A 13,825-nucleotide genomic window follows, 5' to 3' on the forward strand; every position below is an offset into this window, starting at 1 on the left:
GTTCCCGTCCCCTCACGCCACGGCCCGCCCCGCCGCTAGAGTTCACCGCGAGACTGACTTCTGGTCACGGTGGGGTGGTCGGTGGGGCGGCATTTCTTCCTGGCACTAGGCAGCGGACGGTACCGTCACCTGCCGTCGGACGAACAGCTCCCGGCCGTGCCCGGTGATCTCCGGGCGATGACCGAACTGTTCACCGGGTTCGGCTACCGACCGGTGCTCCAAGGTCTCGGCGATTACGCGAGCGCGGAGGACATCCGGCAGAAGTTACGTCACTGGTCGACCGATGCCGCGCTCCGTGCCGAGGACGTGCTGGTGGTCTACTTCGCGGGCCACGGCCGCGTCACGGAACAGGACCAGCACCACCTGCTCTGCTGGGACTCCCGGCCGGAGGATCCGGCCGCGACCGCACTCGCCACCGAGGACCTGGTCCGGATCCTCTGTCAGGGCGAGCTTCGCCAAATGCTGGTCGTGCTCGACACCTGCGCGACGGGCGCGGCCGGCAGCGCAGCCGCACGCCTCGCCCTCCGCTCCGTCGCCTACCGTCGCACCGACGCCGCCTCCGCCGGCCTCCGGTTCCTCTCGGCCACCCGGCACCAAGCGGCGGCCGCCGACCGCACCTTCGTGGCGGCATTCGCCGAGGCCGCCGCCGTCACCGCCGCCCGGACCGGTCAGCGCCAGCAGTACCTCGACCTCACCGAACTGGTGGAGGCCGTCAACCAGCGCTTCGACCAGGACGACCTGGGTCGCCGGGCCGAACTGGCCAGCGGGCTGGTCACCGGGTTGGCCCCGTTCCTCCCCAATTCCGGATACCGCGAGGAACTACCGCCCGTCGGAACCGACTTGGAGGTGCAGCGCCGGGCCGCCGGGCGGGACCTCACCGAACACTTCGGCCCCCGCGCCCGGGGCGTCGAGTTCGAATCTGAGCAGGGCCTCTACTTCAGTGGGCGGATCCGGGTGCTCACCGAGCTGTCCGCATGGCTCACCGCTCCCGAGGACGACGGCCAGGGCCGGGTCGTCACGGGCAGCCCCGGCTGTGGCAAGTCGGCGGTCCTGGGCCGGATCGTGGCGCTCTCCGACGGCCGCTACCGCACCCGCCTCGCGGCCGCCGGCGAGGCCCTGGACTCCCTCGTGCCGGCGGGCTGCGTCACCGCCGCCGTGCACGCCCGCCACAAACGCCTGGAGGAGTTGGTCGAGCGGATCGCCGACGCCCTTGAGGTGACGGTGGACGGCACCGCCGCGCTGCTCCAGGAGCTGACCCGCCGGGGACGCCGGGGGCAGCCCGTCATCGTGGTGGTCGACGCGGTGGACGAGGCCGGTTCGGACACCGCCGCCGACGCCGGGGGCCACGGCGAACCCCGCCGGATCACCCGGGAGTTGCTCCGCCCGATGGCCGAGATCCCTGGCGTACGCCTCCTGGTGGGCACCCGGCAGGAACTGGTCGCGCCCCTCGGCCCCACCTTCCACTGCCTCGACCTGGACCGGCCGGGCTACCGGGCCGAGGACCAGGACGTGGCCGACTACGTCACCCGGGTACTGCTGGCCGCCGAGGAGCCCGAGGTCCGCACGCCGTACCGGGACCGGCCCGGACTCACCCGGCTGGTCGCCCACGAGGTCGCCCACCGGGCCTCCGGGGTCTACCTCTACGCCCGGACCACGGCCCGCACCCTGCGCTCGGACCGCACCGCCGTGGACGTGAGCCGCCCGGACTGGGCCGACCGCCTGCCGAGCGAGATCGGCGAAGCCTTCGACGACTACCTCTCCCGGTTCGGCCCGGACGAGCCGCGGGTGCGCCGGATGCTGCTCGCCCTCGCCTTCTCCGAGGGCAAGGGCCTGCCGCGCGGCGTGGTGTGGACCCGGCTGAGCTCGGAGCTCTCCGGCCTCGCCTGCACCGAGGAGGACGTCTCCTGGGTGCTGGACGTGGCCGAGGCGTACATCGCCGAGGTCGTCGACGACGACCGCCGCTCCGCCTACCGGCTATACCACAAGGCCCTCGCCGAGCACCTGCGCGGCACCGCCAAGCAGGGCGCCGAGGAGATCCAGCAGTCGGTGGTCGAGGCCCTGTGCTCCCTGGTGCCCCGTCCCGCCGACCGTCCCGACTGGTTCGGCGCCCCGCCGTACGTGCGCCAGCACCTCGCCACCCACGCCGGCGCGGCCGGCACCCTGGCCGAACTCGTCGAGGACCCGGGCTTCCTGCTCGCGAGCGAGCCGCTCACCCTGCTACGAGCCTTCGGCTCGCTGGACGGGGACGAGGCCAGAAGAATCCGGACGGCCTACGAGCAGGTCGCCCACCGCCTCACCCCGGACCGCCCGCTCGGCGACCGCGCCGCCGACCTCCAACTCTCCGCCCGCCGCTGCGAGCCGACCAGCTCGCCGAGCGGGTCGACCGGCTCGGTGTTCCATTGCCCTGGACCGCCTGCTGGGCCTGGTGGTCGGCCGGCGGGGCACACCGCGTCCTCAGTGGCCACACGAAAGCCCTGCTGTGCGTGACCGTCGGCGACCTCGACGGCCGCCCGATCGCCGTCACCGGCAGCCATGACACCACCGCCCGGGTCTGGGACCTGACCACCCAGCAGCAGATCGGCGAGCCACTTCAGGTGGGCAGACCGGTGAGCGCGGTGGCCATCGGTGAACTCGGCGACTACACCGTCGCCCTGACCGGCGCCGTGGACGGCACGGTACGGGTCTGGGACCTCTCGACCGGCCAGGAGTACGGCCCGCCACTCACCGGCCACACCAACCGGATCGAGGCCATCGTGATCGGCGAGGTCGGTGGCGGGCCCGTGGTGCTCACCGCCGGCGGCGACGGCACGGCCCGCCTCTGGGACCTCGTCGAGCGGACCCAGCTGGGCGAGAGCCTCACCGCCCACCGCCGGACCGTCCGAGACGCGGCCCTGGGTGAGCTGGACGGCCGCCCGGTCGCCGTCACCGGCGGCGACGACAAGGCCGTCCACGTCTGGGACCTCACCCGCCTTCGCACCGGGGGCGGAGCCGCCCTCTTCGGCAGCCCCCTCATCGGCCCGGCCGACGCGGTGACCGCCGTCTGCCTTGGCACCCTGGACGGCCGGACGGTGGCCCTGGTCGGCGACGGCGCCGGCAAACTCAGCCGATGGGACCTCGCCGAACGCCGCCAGCTCGGCGAGCCGGTCGCGGCCCACGTCTACTTCGAGCGGAGCGGAGTGCTCTCGGCCCGGATCGGCGAGTTCGAGGGCCGTCCCGTCGCCCTGACCACCGGACTGCACGAAGCCAGGCTGTGGGATCTGCGGACCCTCCGTCAGCTCGGCGAGCCGCTCCGCGGCCACGTGAACCACCTCGCCTACGCCGCCCCGGCGACCAGGGGCACGAGCGCTCTCGCCGTCACAGTCAGCCAAGACCGGACGGCCCGGGTCTGGGATCTGACGGCAGACCAACCCCGGGAAGGGCACAGCCGCTCGGTACGGGCGATCGCGACCCACCAGATCGGCGCATGCCCGATGGCCGTGACCGGGGGCGAGGACGGGACGGCCCGGTTGTGGGATCTCCGGACCCGCACCCAACTGGGCGCGGCGCTCGAAGGACACTCGGGGGAGGTACTCGCCGTGGCGTTCGACACGGTCTGTGGCCGCTCTTACGTCGTGACGGCAGGAACGGACACGACCGTCCGCCTATGGGATCCGCTGCGCGGCGTACAGCTCGGCGAGCCGCTCAACGGACACACCAATGCCGTGCAGTGCCTCGCCTTGGGTGAACTCGCGGGCCGGGCCGTCGTGGCCAGTGGGAGCGAGGACGGCACAATCCGACTGTGGGACGTCGCGACCGGCGAGTCCCTGGGACAGCCGCTGGCCGGCCACGTCGGGGGCATCCACCGACTCGCGACGCACTGGGACGGCCGTGCTCTGCAGGTGGCCGCGGCCACCGCTCTCGGGCACTCCTATCTCTGGCGGATCGACGGCGGCCAGTCGGCACCTCCCACGTCACCCATCGCGCACTTCCCGGTCGAGAGCATCAGCCTGAGTGCCCACCCGATCGGTGTGGCCTTCCACACCGGGCGGGCCGTCGTCCTGTCCTCCCAGGAGGACAACGGCGTCCACGTGCACGACATCGAGACCGGTCACGCCGTGGGCCAGCCACTCCTCGGGCACACGAGCTTCGTGGGCGCCGCCACCCTCAGCACCGATGGTGGCAGGTCGCTGGTGGCCTCGATCGCCTTCGACGACACCGTCCGGTTCTGGGACCTGCTTCAGGGGAGAGCACTCGGATCACCGCTCGAGGGATTCACCCGATCCGCCCCCCAGCCCGCCTTGACCGCACCGGTGACGGCCCGCGTGGACGGCGCCCTGACCATGCTCACCGCGTTCACCCGGCAGCTCCGCCTCTGGGACCTCGCCGACTCGGCACCGATCGACGAACCGTTGTCCGGCACGGAACGGTCGCTGCTCTCGGTGGACATCGCGCGCGGCCCGGACGGACGGCCTGTCGTGATCACCGGTGCCGAGGACGGGACCGTCCGCACCCACGGTCTCGCCGACGGGAGACAGCTCGCAGCGCATTTCGCCACCAGTTCCCAGTTCATCTTCGGCACAGCCACCTCACCGCTCGGCGGAGAGAACCTGATGATCCGCCACAACTGGCTCGAGACCGAACTCTGGGACTTGAGCACTCGCCAGCGCCTCTGGCGACGCTCCGGCACCTGCCATCGCGCCTGCCTGCACGGGCTGGACGGCGCACTGGCCGCAGTATCCGTCGACGACCAGTACACCCTGCACGCCTGGGACCTCCGGACCCAAGCCCCGCTCTGCCCGCCGATGACAGGCCACACCTCACTCGTCGTCGGGCTCCGGGCCGGGCGCCTGACCGGGACCGACCTCGTCGCCAGCGCCTCGTTGGACCGGACCGTCCGACTCTGGAACCTGCGCACCGGCGAGTCGCAGACCGACCCGTTGGACGACCACCCGAGCGGAGCGTTCAGTGTGGAGTTCGCCCGCCTTCGTCGCCGGGACATGGTCGTCACCGGGGCCGGTGACGGGGCGCTCCGCTTCTGGCACCTCTCCGGCCACCGTGACCACAGCATCGTCCTGGAGCCCTTCGACTCCCCGGTCCAGGCCATCCGGTTCGCGGTCTTCGAGGACGGTCCGGTGCTGGTCGCTGCCGACCGTTACGGGCAGCTCCGCTGCTGGGACACCCGGTCAGCGGGTTGGACCACCCAGCTCGACATCGGCAGCGGGATCAAGGCCATCGCGGTGCACAACGCCGGCCAGATCTGCGTGGCCACCGAGATGGGCGTGGTTGCCCTCCGGATGAACCACCACCAGCCGCTCCGCTGACTCCACCGATGCTACCGCTGGTAGGATCAGGGCCATGAGCGGTAGCAAGAAGTACTCGATCAGCCTGCCCGAGGACCTCGCCGAGACCATCCGCTCCCAGGTCGGCCCCGGCGGTTTCTCCGCGTACATCGCCGAAGCCCTGGAGCAGCGCGTCGCGATGGACAAGCTCCGCGAGATCGTCACCGACTTCGAGACCGACAACGACGAGCTCACCCGCGCCGAGATCGAAGCGGCCCGCGCCCTGCTGCGCCACGATCACCGCCGGGCCGACGGTGCCGCCGCCTGATGCCCGGCACACTGCTCCTGGACAGCGAAGGTCTTTCGAAGCTCTACCTGAAGGACCGCACCGTCACGGCACTCGTCCAGGCCGCCGCCGAGGAGGGTGTGCGTGTGGCCACCACCGCGATGACGACTCTCGAGGCCGACTACGAACGCATCCACCGCGCCCGCATCGCGTGGGTGCTCTCGCGCATCGACGTCCACGACGTCACCCAGGAGATCGCCGACCGCGCCGCCGTCCTGCTCCGCACTCACCACTTGCACGGCCACAAGTACGCGATCGACGCAGTCCTGGCGGCCATCGCCCGAGGCGCGCTCGCCCCGGTCACCGTTCTCACTTCCGACCCGGAAGACCTGATCCTGCTCTGTGGACCTTCAGTCGAGGTGATCAAGGTCTGAACCCGCCGAGCCGAACGGTGGCTGGTGGAGCACCTCCTCCCCCTCCCCAGCCGGCTCCTCGAAGCCGGCGAGGTAGCGGGTGAGGAGGGGCTCGGGGACGGTGACGGAGTTGGGGCCGCGGGTGCGGCTGCGGTGGTGGAGGCGGTGTTCGAGGGTGGGGCGGTCGGCCTTGAGGTGGAGGAGTCGCCAGCGGGCGCCGTGGTGGGTGATCAGGGTCTTGTAGTCCTCGCGGGCGGCGCGGCTCCAGAAGCTGTAGTCGACCACCACGTCACGGCCGGCCCGGATCAACTCGACCAGCTGGAGGCGCTGTTCGGCGCGGACGGTCTCCTTGAGGGCGTCGTAGGCCGCCGGTTCGAGCACCAGCCCGGCGTCCTGCCCGCCCAGCCGGCGCCAGACCTCCTCGTCGATCGAGAGCCGGACGTACCCTTGGCGCTCCAGGCCCAGCGCGTGCGTGGTCTTCCCCGCCCCCGGCAGGCCACACATCAACACGACCGTGCTCCCCGACTCCGCCATGGCGCCACTCTAGGATGCCGCGCAAGCCCGCCCGCGCGAGAACTCCCGCGCGATAACTCCCGCGCGCCCGGGCGGGGCCTGCGGCAGGATGGGCCCGGTGAACCACCACCACCCTCAGCAGCCCACTTCCGCACCGACCGAGGACGCCCTGCAACGGGTGCGCAGCGCGATCGCCCGGGCCCGGGCCCGGGAGGGCGGGGCCGTCGAGGAGGTGATCGCCGCGCTGGCGGCGGTCGGTGCGGCGGGGCAGGCGGCGGAGTCGCTGGCGGCGCTGCGGCTGCTGACGGCGCATCCGGCGCTGCTGCTGCAGGTGGACGTCGGATACCGTCGCCCGCCGTGGAACGGCGGGGTCCTCCGGCCCGACCTGGCGGCCGGGGAGACGGACCCGGCGGCGCTCGTGCTGGCGGCCTCGCACCCGAGCGGCCGTACCCGCGAGCAGGCCGTCCGGCGGATGCTCGACCGGCCGCTGCCCGAGCTGCTGCCGTTCCTGGTGCTGCGCACCAGCGACTGGGCCCGCCCGATCCAGCGGCTGACCTGCATGGAGCTTGCCCTGCTGCTGCACGAGAACCCCCTGCTGGCCACCCCGGCGACGGTCAGGACGGCCCTGCTGGTCGGCCGGCGCCGGCGCGGCACCTTCGCGAAGGACCAGCTGTTCGCCGCGCTGGCGGCCCCGGACGGGGAGGTGCAGGCGAGCAGGAGCCAGGTCTGGGACGGCGGGGCGAACCGGAAGCGGGACCAGGCCCGCGCCACCCTCGCCGAGCGCCTCCTCGCCGCTCCCGAACCGGCCGTCCGCCGCTTCGCCCTCACCGCCGCCGTGCACCGCCTGCGGCTGCGCGAGCTCGCCGCCCTGGCCGAGACCGACCGCGACCGGCGGATCCGGGCCCAGGCGGCCGAGGCCGCCGCCCGGCAGGCGGTCTGGACGGACCAGGGCGAGCTGCTGCGCCGCCTGGCCCGCAGCCGGTACCCGGAGGTGCGGATCGCCGCGCTGATCGGCCTGCTGCGCACGGGCGCCGCCGCCGACGCGGTGCCGCACCTCGACGACTCCTCGGCCACCATCCGCGCCCTGGCCCGGACAGCCGCCCGCCGCACCGGCACCGACGCCCTGGCGTACTACCGATCAGCCGTCCGGGCCGGCGCCCCGCAGGACGGCCCGCCTGACGGACCGTACGATTCCGCGACCGGTTCGGCCGGCGCCACCGATGCAGCGACCGGGCCCGCCGAGGCGCCGCACCCCGCATCGCCCGCCCACCCCGCTCCCCCGCAGACCGCCGCCCCCACGCCCGTCCCCACCCCGCCGGCCGACCGGGCCGCGCTCGCCAAGCTGGTCGGGGCGATCGAGGGCCTGGCCGAGACCGGCGGGCAGGGCGACGCCCCGGCGTTCCTCGCGCTGCTGGCGCACCCGGCCGCGCCGGTCCGCGTCCACGCGCTGCGCGCGCTGCGCGGCCTCGGCCCGGTGCCGGTGAGCCCGGTGGTGGAGCTGCTGCGGGACGGTTCGGCCGCCGTGGTCAGGGAGGCGGCCATCGCGCTCGCGCCCCACGCGGAGCAGCTGCCCGCCGCGCTGCTGTGGGAGCTGCTCGGTGATCCGCTGCGGCCGGCCGTCCGCCGGGCCGGGTACCGGCTGCTGTACCGGCGCGACCGGCCCGCCGCGCTGCGGGCGGCCCTGCTGCTCTGCGCCGACCCGCACCCGCGCCTCGCCGCCCGGGCCACCACGGACGCCGTCACCCAGATCCGGCTGATGGCCCCGCACGCCTGGCGCGCCCGCCAGACCGTCCCGCTCGACGCCGACCCCGCCCAGGCCGCCGAGCTGCTCGCCCTCGCGGAGCAGCGCAGCGCCGAACTCACCGAGCCCGTGGTCCGGTTGCTCAGCAGCGTGCTCCACGCTGCGGGCGACGGGCCGCGCTGAGCAGCTCGGCAGCCTGAGCGCGGCTCGGCGGCCCGGCGACCTGAGCGGGCCTCAGCAGCCCAGCTCCTCCCCGCGCTCGCACATCGCGTCCACCGCGTCCCGCAGCAACGGCTTCGGCCCGGGATGGGCCTCCAGGATGAGCTTCACCGCGTACAGCCGCCGACTGCTCCGGATCAGCTCGTCCACCTCGGCCCGGCTCGCCGGGGCCAACTCCGCCCAGATCGGGTTCCTCATGGCACCGATCCAAGCAGAAGAAGGTCCAGAAGAAGGTCCAGAAGATCCAGAAGGAGATCCGGGCGGAAGGAGCGGGCTTCAGGAGGGCCGGATCAGCCCGCTGGTCAGGCCGGCCGCGATGGCGGCGGTGCGGGAGTCGACGCCGAGCTTGTCGTAGATGTGGACGAGGTGGGTCTTGACGGTGGCCTCGCTGATGAAGAGGCGCTTGGAGATCTGGCGGTTGGCCAGGCCCTCGGCGAGGAGCCGGAGGATCTCGGTCTCGCGCGGGGAGAGGGTGGGGCGGCCGGCCCGGACGCGGCCGAGCAGGCGGGCGGCGACCGGTGGGGCGAGGACGGTCTCGCCGCGGGAGGCGGCCCGGACGGCGGCGGCCACCTCCTCGGGCGGGGCGTCCTTGAGCAGGTAGCCGGTGGCGCCGGCCTCGACGGCGGCGAGGATGTCGGCGTCGGTGGAGTACGTGGTGAGGATGAGGACGGCCGGCGGGTCGGGCAGGGCGGTGATCCGGCGGGTGGCCTCGACGCCGTGCATGCCGGTGCCCATCTGGAGGTCCATCAGGACCACGTCGGGGCGGTCGGCCAAGGAGTCGAGGACGCGCAGCGCCTCGGCGCCGTCGGCGGCCTCGCCGACGGCCTCGAGCTCGGGCAGGTCGTCGACCATGGCGCGCAGCCCGCGCCGCACCACGGGGTGGTCGTCCACCAGCAGCACGCGGATGCTCATCGGGCCACCACCGCCCGGGTGGCCAGCGAGGCGGCCACGGCCGTGCCCTCGCCGGGGGCGGACTCCACCGTCAGCCGGCCTCCGAGTGCGGCGATCCGCTCCCGCATGCCGTGCAGGCCGAAGGAGCCCGCGCCCACCGCGGCGGGGTCGAAGCCCGATCCGTCGTCGTACACGTCCAGCGTCACCTCGTCGTCCAGGTACCCGAGCGTCACGGCGATCCGCGCGGCCCGGGCGTGCCGCACCGCGTTGGCCAGTGCCTCCTGGGTGAGCCGCAGCAGCGCCACCTCGGCCTCCACCGGCAGCGGGTAGGGCTCGCCCTCCAGGTGGAAGTCGGCCCCGGCGCCGCCCGCGAGCCGGCGCAGCGCCTCGGTCAGGGTGGCGTCCTCCAGTGCGGGCGGGGTGAGGGCGGCGACGAAGCGGCGGGCCTCGGCGAGGTTCTCGGCGGCGGTGCGGCCGACCTCGCGGATGCGTTCCGAGGCGACCGAGGGTTCGGCAGGCAGCGCCGCATCGGCCGAGCGGGCCAGCAGCACGATGCTGGACAGGCCCTGGGCCAGGGTGTCATGGATCTCCCGGGCCAGGCGCTGGCGCTCGGCGAGCACCCCGGCCTCGCGCTGGCTGGCGGCGAGCTCGCCGCGGGTGCGGACCAGGTCGTCGATCAGCTGCTGGCGCTCGCGGCTCTCCCGGTACAGGGCGGCATAGCCGTACGCGGTGAGCAGCGCGACCGCCGCGCCGGCGACCGGGCCGAGCACCTTGGGGCCGGTGAGCCCGCCCTCGGTGCCGGCCTGGGCGGCGACCACCACCCCGGTCAGCGCGAGCACGGCGGGCACCGCCCAGCGGGCGGGCATCAGGTGCAGGCAGACGAAGTAGAGCGGGAAGGCGAGGTAGCAGAACTCGGGGTGCAGCAGGGTGAGCCCGATCCAGAGCAGCACCACGGCGGCAAACCAGGCCCCGGCCCAGAGCCGCTCGGTGCGCACCCGCTCGACCACCCCGCCGGCCGCGTAGACGGCGGCGAGCAGCACCGCGGTGGTCAGCCCGGGCGCGCCGAGGTCGCCGCCGAGCACGCCGCGCACCAGCAGCACCGCGAGCAGGGCGAAGAACAGCCCGTGCAGGGCCAGGTTCATCAGCCTCAGGGCCGGCGTGCCGGCGCCGGGGGCGGGGTGCGGGGGTGGAGCGGTGGCGGTCACGCCTTCCGAGGGTACGGGCTCCGGACCAGGCCACCGCGCGGCACGGCATCAACCGTTCGATTGATTCTCGGGTGCATCCCCCGCACGGGTCGAACCCCCGTCCTCTCCCTGATGGAAAGGGCCCCGCGCGCCGACAAGGTTGGTGGCAGCATCCGCTCACGTCCGGAAGGACTCCCGTGTTCGTCGCGCTGCGTGACATCCGGTTCGCCCGAGGGCGCTTCGCCCTGATGGGCGCGGTCGTCACCCTGATAACCACTCTGGTCGTGTTCCTGTACGGGCTGACCGGCGGCCTGGCCTCGGCGGCCTCCTCCACGGTGGCCGAGCTGCCGGCCGACCGGATCGTCTTCGGTGCCACGGCGGGCGCGGCGCCCACGGTGAACTTCGCCAACTCGACCGTCTCCCCCGCCCAGGCCGCCGCCTTCGCCGCCGCCCCCGGGGTGAGCTCGGCCCAGCCGCTGGGCATCTCGATGAGCCGGCTGACGGCGAGCGAGGGGGCGGCCTCGGTGAGCGTGGTGGGCACCGGCGCCGCGCTGCTGCCGCCGATCGGCTCGGGCGCCGCCCCGGGCGAGGGGCAGCTGGCCGTGGGCGCCGACACCGCGAAGACGTACCACCTGGGCGTCGGCAGCACGGTCAAGGTGGGCCCGAGCACGCTGACCGTCTCCGGCCTGACGGCCGAGCGCTCCCTCTCGCACGCGCCCACCGTCTGGACCACCCCGGCCACCTGGGAGAAGCTCAGCGGCCAGACCCAGCCCACCGCGCTGGCCCTCAGCACCAGCGGCGGAGCGGACCTCGAGGCGGTGGACGCCGCCCAGGGCACCGAGACGGTGGCGCTGGCCGACTCGCTCGGCGGGATCAACGGGTACGACGCCGAGCAGGGCAGCCTGCAGATGATCCAGGGCTTCCTGTTCGCGGTCAGCGCGCTGGTGGTCGGGGCCTTCTTCACCGTCTGGACGGTGCAGCGCAAGCCCGACATCGCGGTGCTCAAGGCGGTCGGCGCGAGCAGCGCCTACCTGGTGCGGGACGCCCTCGCGCAGGCCGCGGCCGTGCTGCTGGGCGGGGCGCTGCTGGGCGGGCTGGTCGGCGCGGTGGGCGGGGTGTTCGCCAGTGCCACGGTGCCCTTCGACGTGAGCGCGGCCAGCGTGGCCGTGCCGGTCACCGTGATGGTGCTGCTCGGTCTGCTCGGGGCGGCGCTGGCCGTCCGCCGGATCACCTCTGTCGACCCCCTCGCCGCGCTCGGAGCCAACCGATGACCACCACCGACACCCCCCTGAAGACCCGCACCGGCCTGGCCCTGCGCGGGGTGACCCTGACCTACCCGGACGGCGAGCAGCGCCTGACCGCCCTGGACGGGGTGGACCTCGCGGTGGCACCCGGCGAGTTCGTGGCGGTGGCCGGGCCCTCCGGCTCGGGCAAGTCGAGCCTGCTGGCGGTGGCGGCCACCCTGCTGCGGCCGGACGGCGGCGAGGTGCTGATAGACGGCCAGGAGGTCGGCGCGCTGAGCGCCGCGGCCCGGGCGGCGCTGCGCCGGGCGAAGCTCGGCATCGTCTTCCAGCAGTCCAACCTGCTCGGCTCGCTGACGGCGGTGGAGCAGCTGCTGGTGCTGGAGTCGGTGCGCGGCGGCAAGGTCCGCGAGGCCCGGGCCCGGGCCGAGGAGCTGCTGGCCTCGGTGGGCCTGGACGCGGCCAAGCAGCGCCGCCGGCCGCACCAGCTCTCCGGCGGCGAGCGCCAGCGGGTCAACATCGCCCGCGCGCTGTTCGGCAGCCCCTCGGTGCTGCTGGTGGACGAGCCGACCTCGGCCCTGGACCACGAGCGCGGCGAGCAGATCGTCGCCCTGCTGGCCGAGGTGACCCGCACCCACGGCACGGCCACGGTGATGGTCACCCACGACCGCGACCTGCTGGGGCGGGTCGACCGCGTCCTGGAGATGCAGGACGGCCGGCTGCACTGAGCCCCGGCGGCTCACTTGAACCAGTACAGGACCCCGCCGTGGTGGGAGCAGGTGCCGGACGGGGTGGCCGAGGTCGAGGGCGTGCCGTCCTTGCACTCGGCCATCTCGTTCGGCACCGTCGGCGTCTGCCCGACGTCCCAGCCGCAGACGGCCACCGTGTGGTGCCCGCAGCTGCCGCCGGCCGCCTTGGTGGCCGGGGGCTCCGCCGTGATGACCGGCGGCGGCACTGCGGCGGGCCGGGTGGCGGTGGGCGAGGCGTGGTGGGTGGGTGTCGGCGCGGGCGCGGGCGCCTGGGCGGGCGGGGTCGACACCACCGGGGTCGGCGTGGGTGTGGGCGTCACCACGGGGGCCGGGGTCGGCGTCACCACGGGCGTCGGGGAGGCCGAGGGCGAGGCCGGGGTGGTGACCGCCGCCTCGACGTGGTTCTGCGTGTTCGGCGGGGCGACGGGGTCACAGGCCGTCAGGAAAGCCGCCACGGACACCGCGGCTATCGCGAGTGCCCGTGGGAGCGTGCTCAGGTGCGGGGTTCTGGTCATGACCCGGGAAGGTACCGGGGACCGGGCCCGCGTAAGGGGCGAACGGGCAAACCCGCTCGCCCGGTCTCAGCGGGCGCCGAGCCGCAGGGCGGTGCGCTCCTCGACCACGGTGTCCTCGCCGGCCGCCCAGAGCGAGCGGATGTGGCCGAGGTGGCGGGTCATGCAGGCCTCGGCGGCGGCGGCGTCGCCGGAGATCATCACGTCCAGCAGCTCCAGGTGCTCCTCGGCCGAGGAGACCAGCTCGCCGCGCTGGTCGAGCCGGTTGAGGCCGTAGAGGCGGGAGCGCTTGCGCAGGTCGCCGACCGTCTCGACCAGGCGGGAGTTGCCGGCCAGCGCGAGCAGGTCGAGGTGGAACTGGCGGTCGGACTCCAGGTACGCGATCAGGTCGTGCTTGCGGGCCGCCGTGACGATGGCCTGGGCCTGCGGACGCAGGGCCTCCAGCTGCTCGGCGGTGGCGGTGCGGGTGACCCGGCCGACGGTGGGGATCTCGATCAGCGCGCGGATCTCGGTGTAGTCGTCCAGATCCCGCTCGGTCAGCTCGGTGACGCGGAAGCCCTTGTTGCGGACGGCCTCGACCAGGCCCTCCCGGGCCAGGTCGAGCATCGCCTCGCGGACGGGCGTGGCGGACACGCCGAAGTCGGCGGCCAGCGCGGGGGCCGAGTAGACGACCCCCGGGCGCAGCTCGCCGGAGATCAGCGCGGCTCGCAGAGCGTGGGCGACCTGGTCGCGCAGCCGCTCCTGGACGGAAATGAGGGCGCGAGGCTTGAGGTCGGCCATGGTGTTCCTCCGGGGTCTTTAGGACACCATTGTACAAT

The 13,825-nt window shown here is 74.1% G+C and carries 13 protein-coding genes; 7 read left to right on the forward strand and 6 right to left on the reverse strand.

Translation table 11 applies throughout. The features are described from left to right. The first annotated feature begins 156 nt into the window (after positions 1-156). The 4 genes from CFP65_RS40575 to CFP65_RS06525 are packed head-to-tail and all read left to right on the forward strand — an operon-like array spanning position 157 to position 5,978. Positions 157-2,487: a caspase family protein gene (locus CFP65_RS40575; protein WP_371682370.1), complete on the forward strand. Its 2,331-nt coding sequence runs from the start codon at positions 157-159 to the stop codon at positions 2,485-2,487. Further along, positions 2,484-5,300: a WD40 repeat domain-containing protein gene (locus tag CFP65_RS40580; protein ID WP_254552262.1), complete on the forward strand. Its 2,817-nt coding sequence runs from the start codon at positions 2,484-2,486 to the stop codon at positions 5,298-5,300. Before CFP65_RS40575 ends, CFP65_RS40580 begins: the two co-directional genes overlap by 4 nt. A gap of 34 nt (positions 5,301-5,334) precedes the next feature. Further along, positions 5,335-5,586, forward strand: coding sequence for a hypothetical protein (locus CFP65_RS06520; RefSeq protein WP_104815181.1), 252 nt, complete (start codon positions 5,335-5,337; stop codon positions 5,584-5,586). After that, positions 5,586-5,978: a type II toxin-antitoxin system VapC family toxin gene (locus CFP65_RS06525; RefSeq protein ID WP_104815182.1), complete on the forward strand. Its 393-nt coding sequence runs from the start codon at positions 5,586-5,588 to the stop codon at positions 5,976-5,978. The genes CFP65_RS06520 and CFP65_RS06525 overlap by 1 nt, the downstream gene beginning before the upstream one ends. Here CFP65_RS06525 and CFP65_RS06530 read toward each other — a convergent pair. Next, positions 5,955-6,491: an ATP-binding protein gene (locus CFP65_RS06530; RefSeq protein ID WP_104815183.1), complete on the reverse strand. Its 537-nt coding sequence runs from the start codon at positions 6,489-6,491 to the stop codon at positions 5,955-5,957. The genes CFP65_RS06525 and CFP65_RS06530 overlap by 24 nt on opposite strands. Before the next feature lie 97 nt (positions 6,492-6,588). On the opposite strand from CFP65_RS06530, the gene CFP65_RS38725 reads away from it, so the two are divergent. Then, positions 6,589-8,394 (forward strand): HEAT repeat domain-containing protein, encoded by a 1,806-nt coding sequence (locus CFP65_RS38725; RefSeq protein WP_158702064.1) that lies wholly within the window; start codon positions 6,589-6,591, stop codon positions 8,392-8,394. A gap of 51 nt (positions 8,395-8,445) precedes the next feature. Here CFP65_RS38725 and CFP65_RS06540 read toward each other — a convergent pair whose 3' ends face one another. From CFP65_RS06540 to CFP65_RS06550, 3 genes are all read right to left on the reverse strand, one after another. Then, positions 8,446-8,628, reverse strand: a complete 183-nt coding sequence (locus CFP65_RS06540; protein ID WP_104815184.1) for a hypothetical protein — start codon at positions 8,626-8,628, stop codon at positions 8,446-8,448. Positions 8,629-8,706: 78 nt separating this feature from the next. Continuing rightward, positions 8,707-9,342 (reverse strand): response regulator transcription factor, encoded by a 636-nt coding sequence (locus CFP65_RS06545; RefSeq protein ID WP_104815185.1) that lies wholly within the window; start codon positions 9,340-9,342, stop codon positions 8,707-8,709. Next, complete coding sequence (locus CFP65_RS06550) at positions 9,339-10,526, reverse strand: sensor histidine kinase (protein ID WP_254552263.1); 1,188 nt, start codon at positions 10,524-10,526, stop codon at positions 9,339-9,341. Before CFP65_RS06550 ends, CFP65_RS06545 begins: the two co-directional genes overlap by 4 nt. Before the next feature lie 176 nt (positions 10,527-10,702). Here CFP65_RS06550 and CFP65_RS06555 point away from each other — a divergent pair, with 176 nt between their 5' ends. Beyond that, complete coding sequence (locus CFP65_RS06555; RefSeq protein WP_104815186.1) at positions 10,703-11,776, forward strand: FtsX-like permease family protein; 1,074 nt, start codon at positions 10,703-10,705, stop codon at positions 11,774-11,776. Beyond that, positions 11,773-12,474: an ABC transporter ATP-binding protein gene (locus tag CFP65_RS06560; protein ID WP_104815187.1), complete on the forward strand. Its 702-nt coding sequence runs from the start codon at positions 11,773-11,775 to the stop codon at positions 12,472-12,474. The genes CFP65_RS06555 and CFP65_RS06560 overlap by 4 nt, the downstream gene beginning before the upstream one ends. An 11-nt stretch (positions 12,475-12,485) precedes the next feature. Here the strand turns inward: CFP65_RS06560 and CFP65_RS40585 are convergent, their stop codons facing one another. Together CFP65_RS40585 and CFP65_RS06570 are read right to left on the reverse strand one after the other, a co-directional pair. Further along, on the reverse strand, positions 12,486-13,010 hold the full coding sequence (locus tag CFP65_RS40585) for a DUF3761 domain-containing protein (protein WP_158702065.1): 525 nt from the start codon (positions 13,008-13,010) through the stop codon (positions 12,486-12,488). A 66-nt stretch (positions 13,011-13,076) separates the two neighbouring features. Next, a complete protein-coding gene (locus tag CFP65_RS06570; protein WP_104815189.1) occupies positions 13,077-13,787 on the reverse strand; it encodes a GntR family transcriptional regulator in 711 nt (236 codons plus the stop codon). Positions 13,788-13,825 lie beyond the last annotated feature (38 nt).

It is taken from the genome of Kitasatospora sp. MMS16-BH015 (assembly GCF_002943525.1).
GTDB lineage: Bacteria > Actinomycetota > Actinomycetes > Streptomycetales > Streptomycetaceae > Kitasatospora.

Excerpts from the sequence above, each read along its gene's own strand:
- CFP65_RS06520 (WP_104815181.1), top strand. The coding sequence starts at position 5,335 with ATGAGCGGTAGCAAGAAGTACTCGATCAGCCTGCCCGAGGACCTCGCC.
- CFP65_RS06525 (WP_104815182.1), top strand. The coding sequence starts at position 5,586 with ATGCCCGGCACACTGCTCCTGGACAGCGAAGGTCTTTCGAAGCTCTAC.
- CFP65_RS06530 (WP_104815183.1), bottom strand. The coding sequence starts at position 6,491 with ATGGCGGAGTCGGGGAGCACGGTCGTGTTGATGTGTGGCCTGCCGGGG.
- CFP65_RS06540 (WP_104815184.1), bottom strand. The coding sequence starts at position 8,628 with ATGAGGAACCCGATCTGGGCGGAGTTGGCCCCGGCGAGCCGGGCCGAG.
- CFP65_RS06545 (WP_104815185.1), bottom strand. The coding sequence starts at position 9,342 with ATGAGCATCCGCGTGCTGCTGGTGGACGACCACCCCGTGGTGCGGCGC.
- CFP65_RS06560 (WP_104815187.1), top strand. The coding sequence starts at position 11,773 with ATGACCACCACCGACACCCCCCTGAAGACCCGCACCGGCCTGGCCCTG.
- CFP65_RS40585 (WP_158702065.1), bottom strand. The coding sequence starts at position 13,010 with ATGACCAGAACCCCGCACCTGAGCACGCTCCCACGGGCACTCGCGATA.
- CFP65_RS06570 (WP_104815189.1), bottom strand. The coding sequence starts at position 13,787 with ATGGCCGACCTCAAGCCTCGCGCCCTCATTTCCGTCCAGGAGCGGCTG.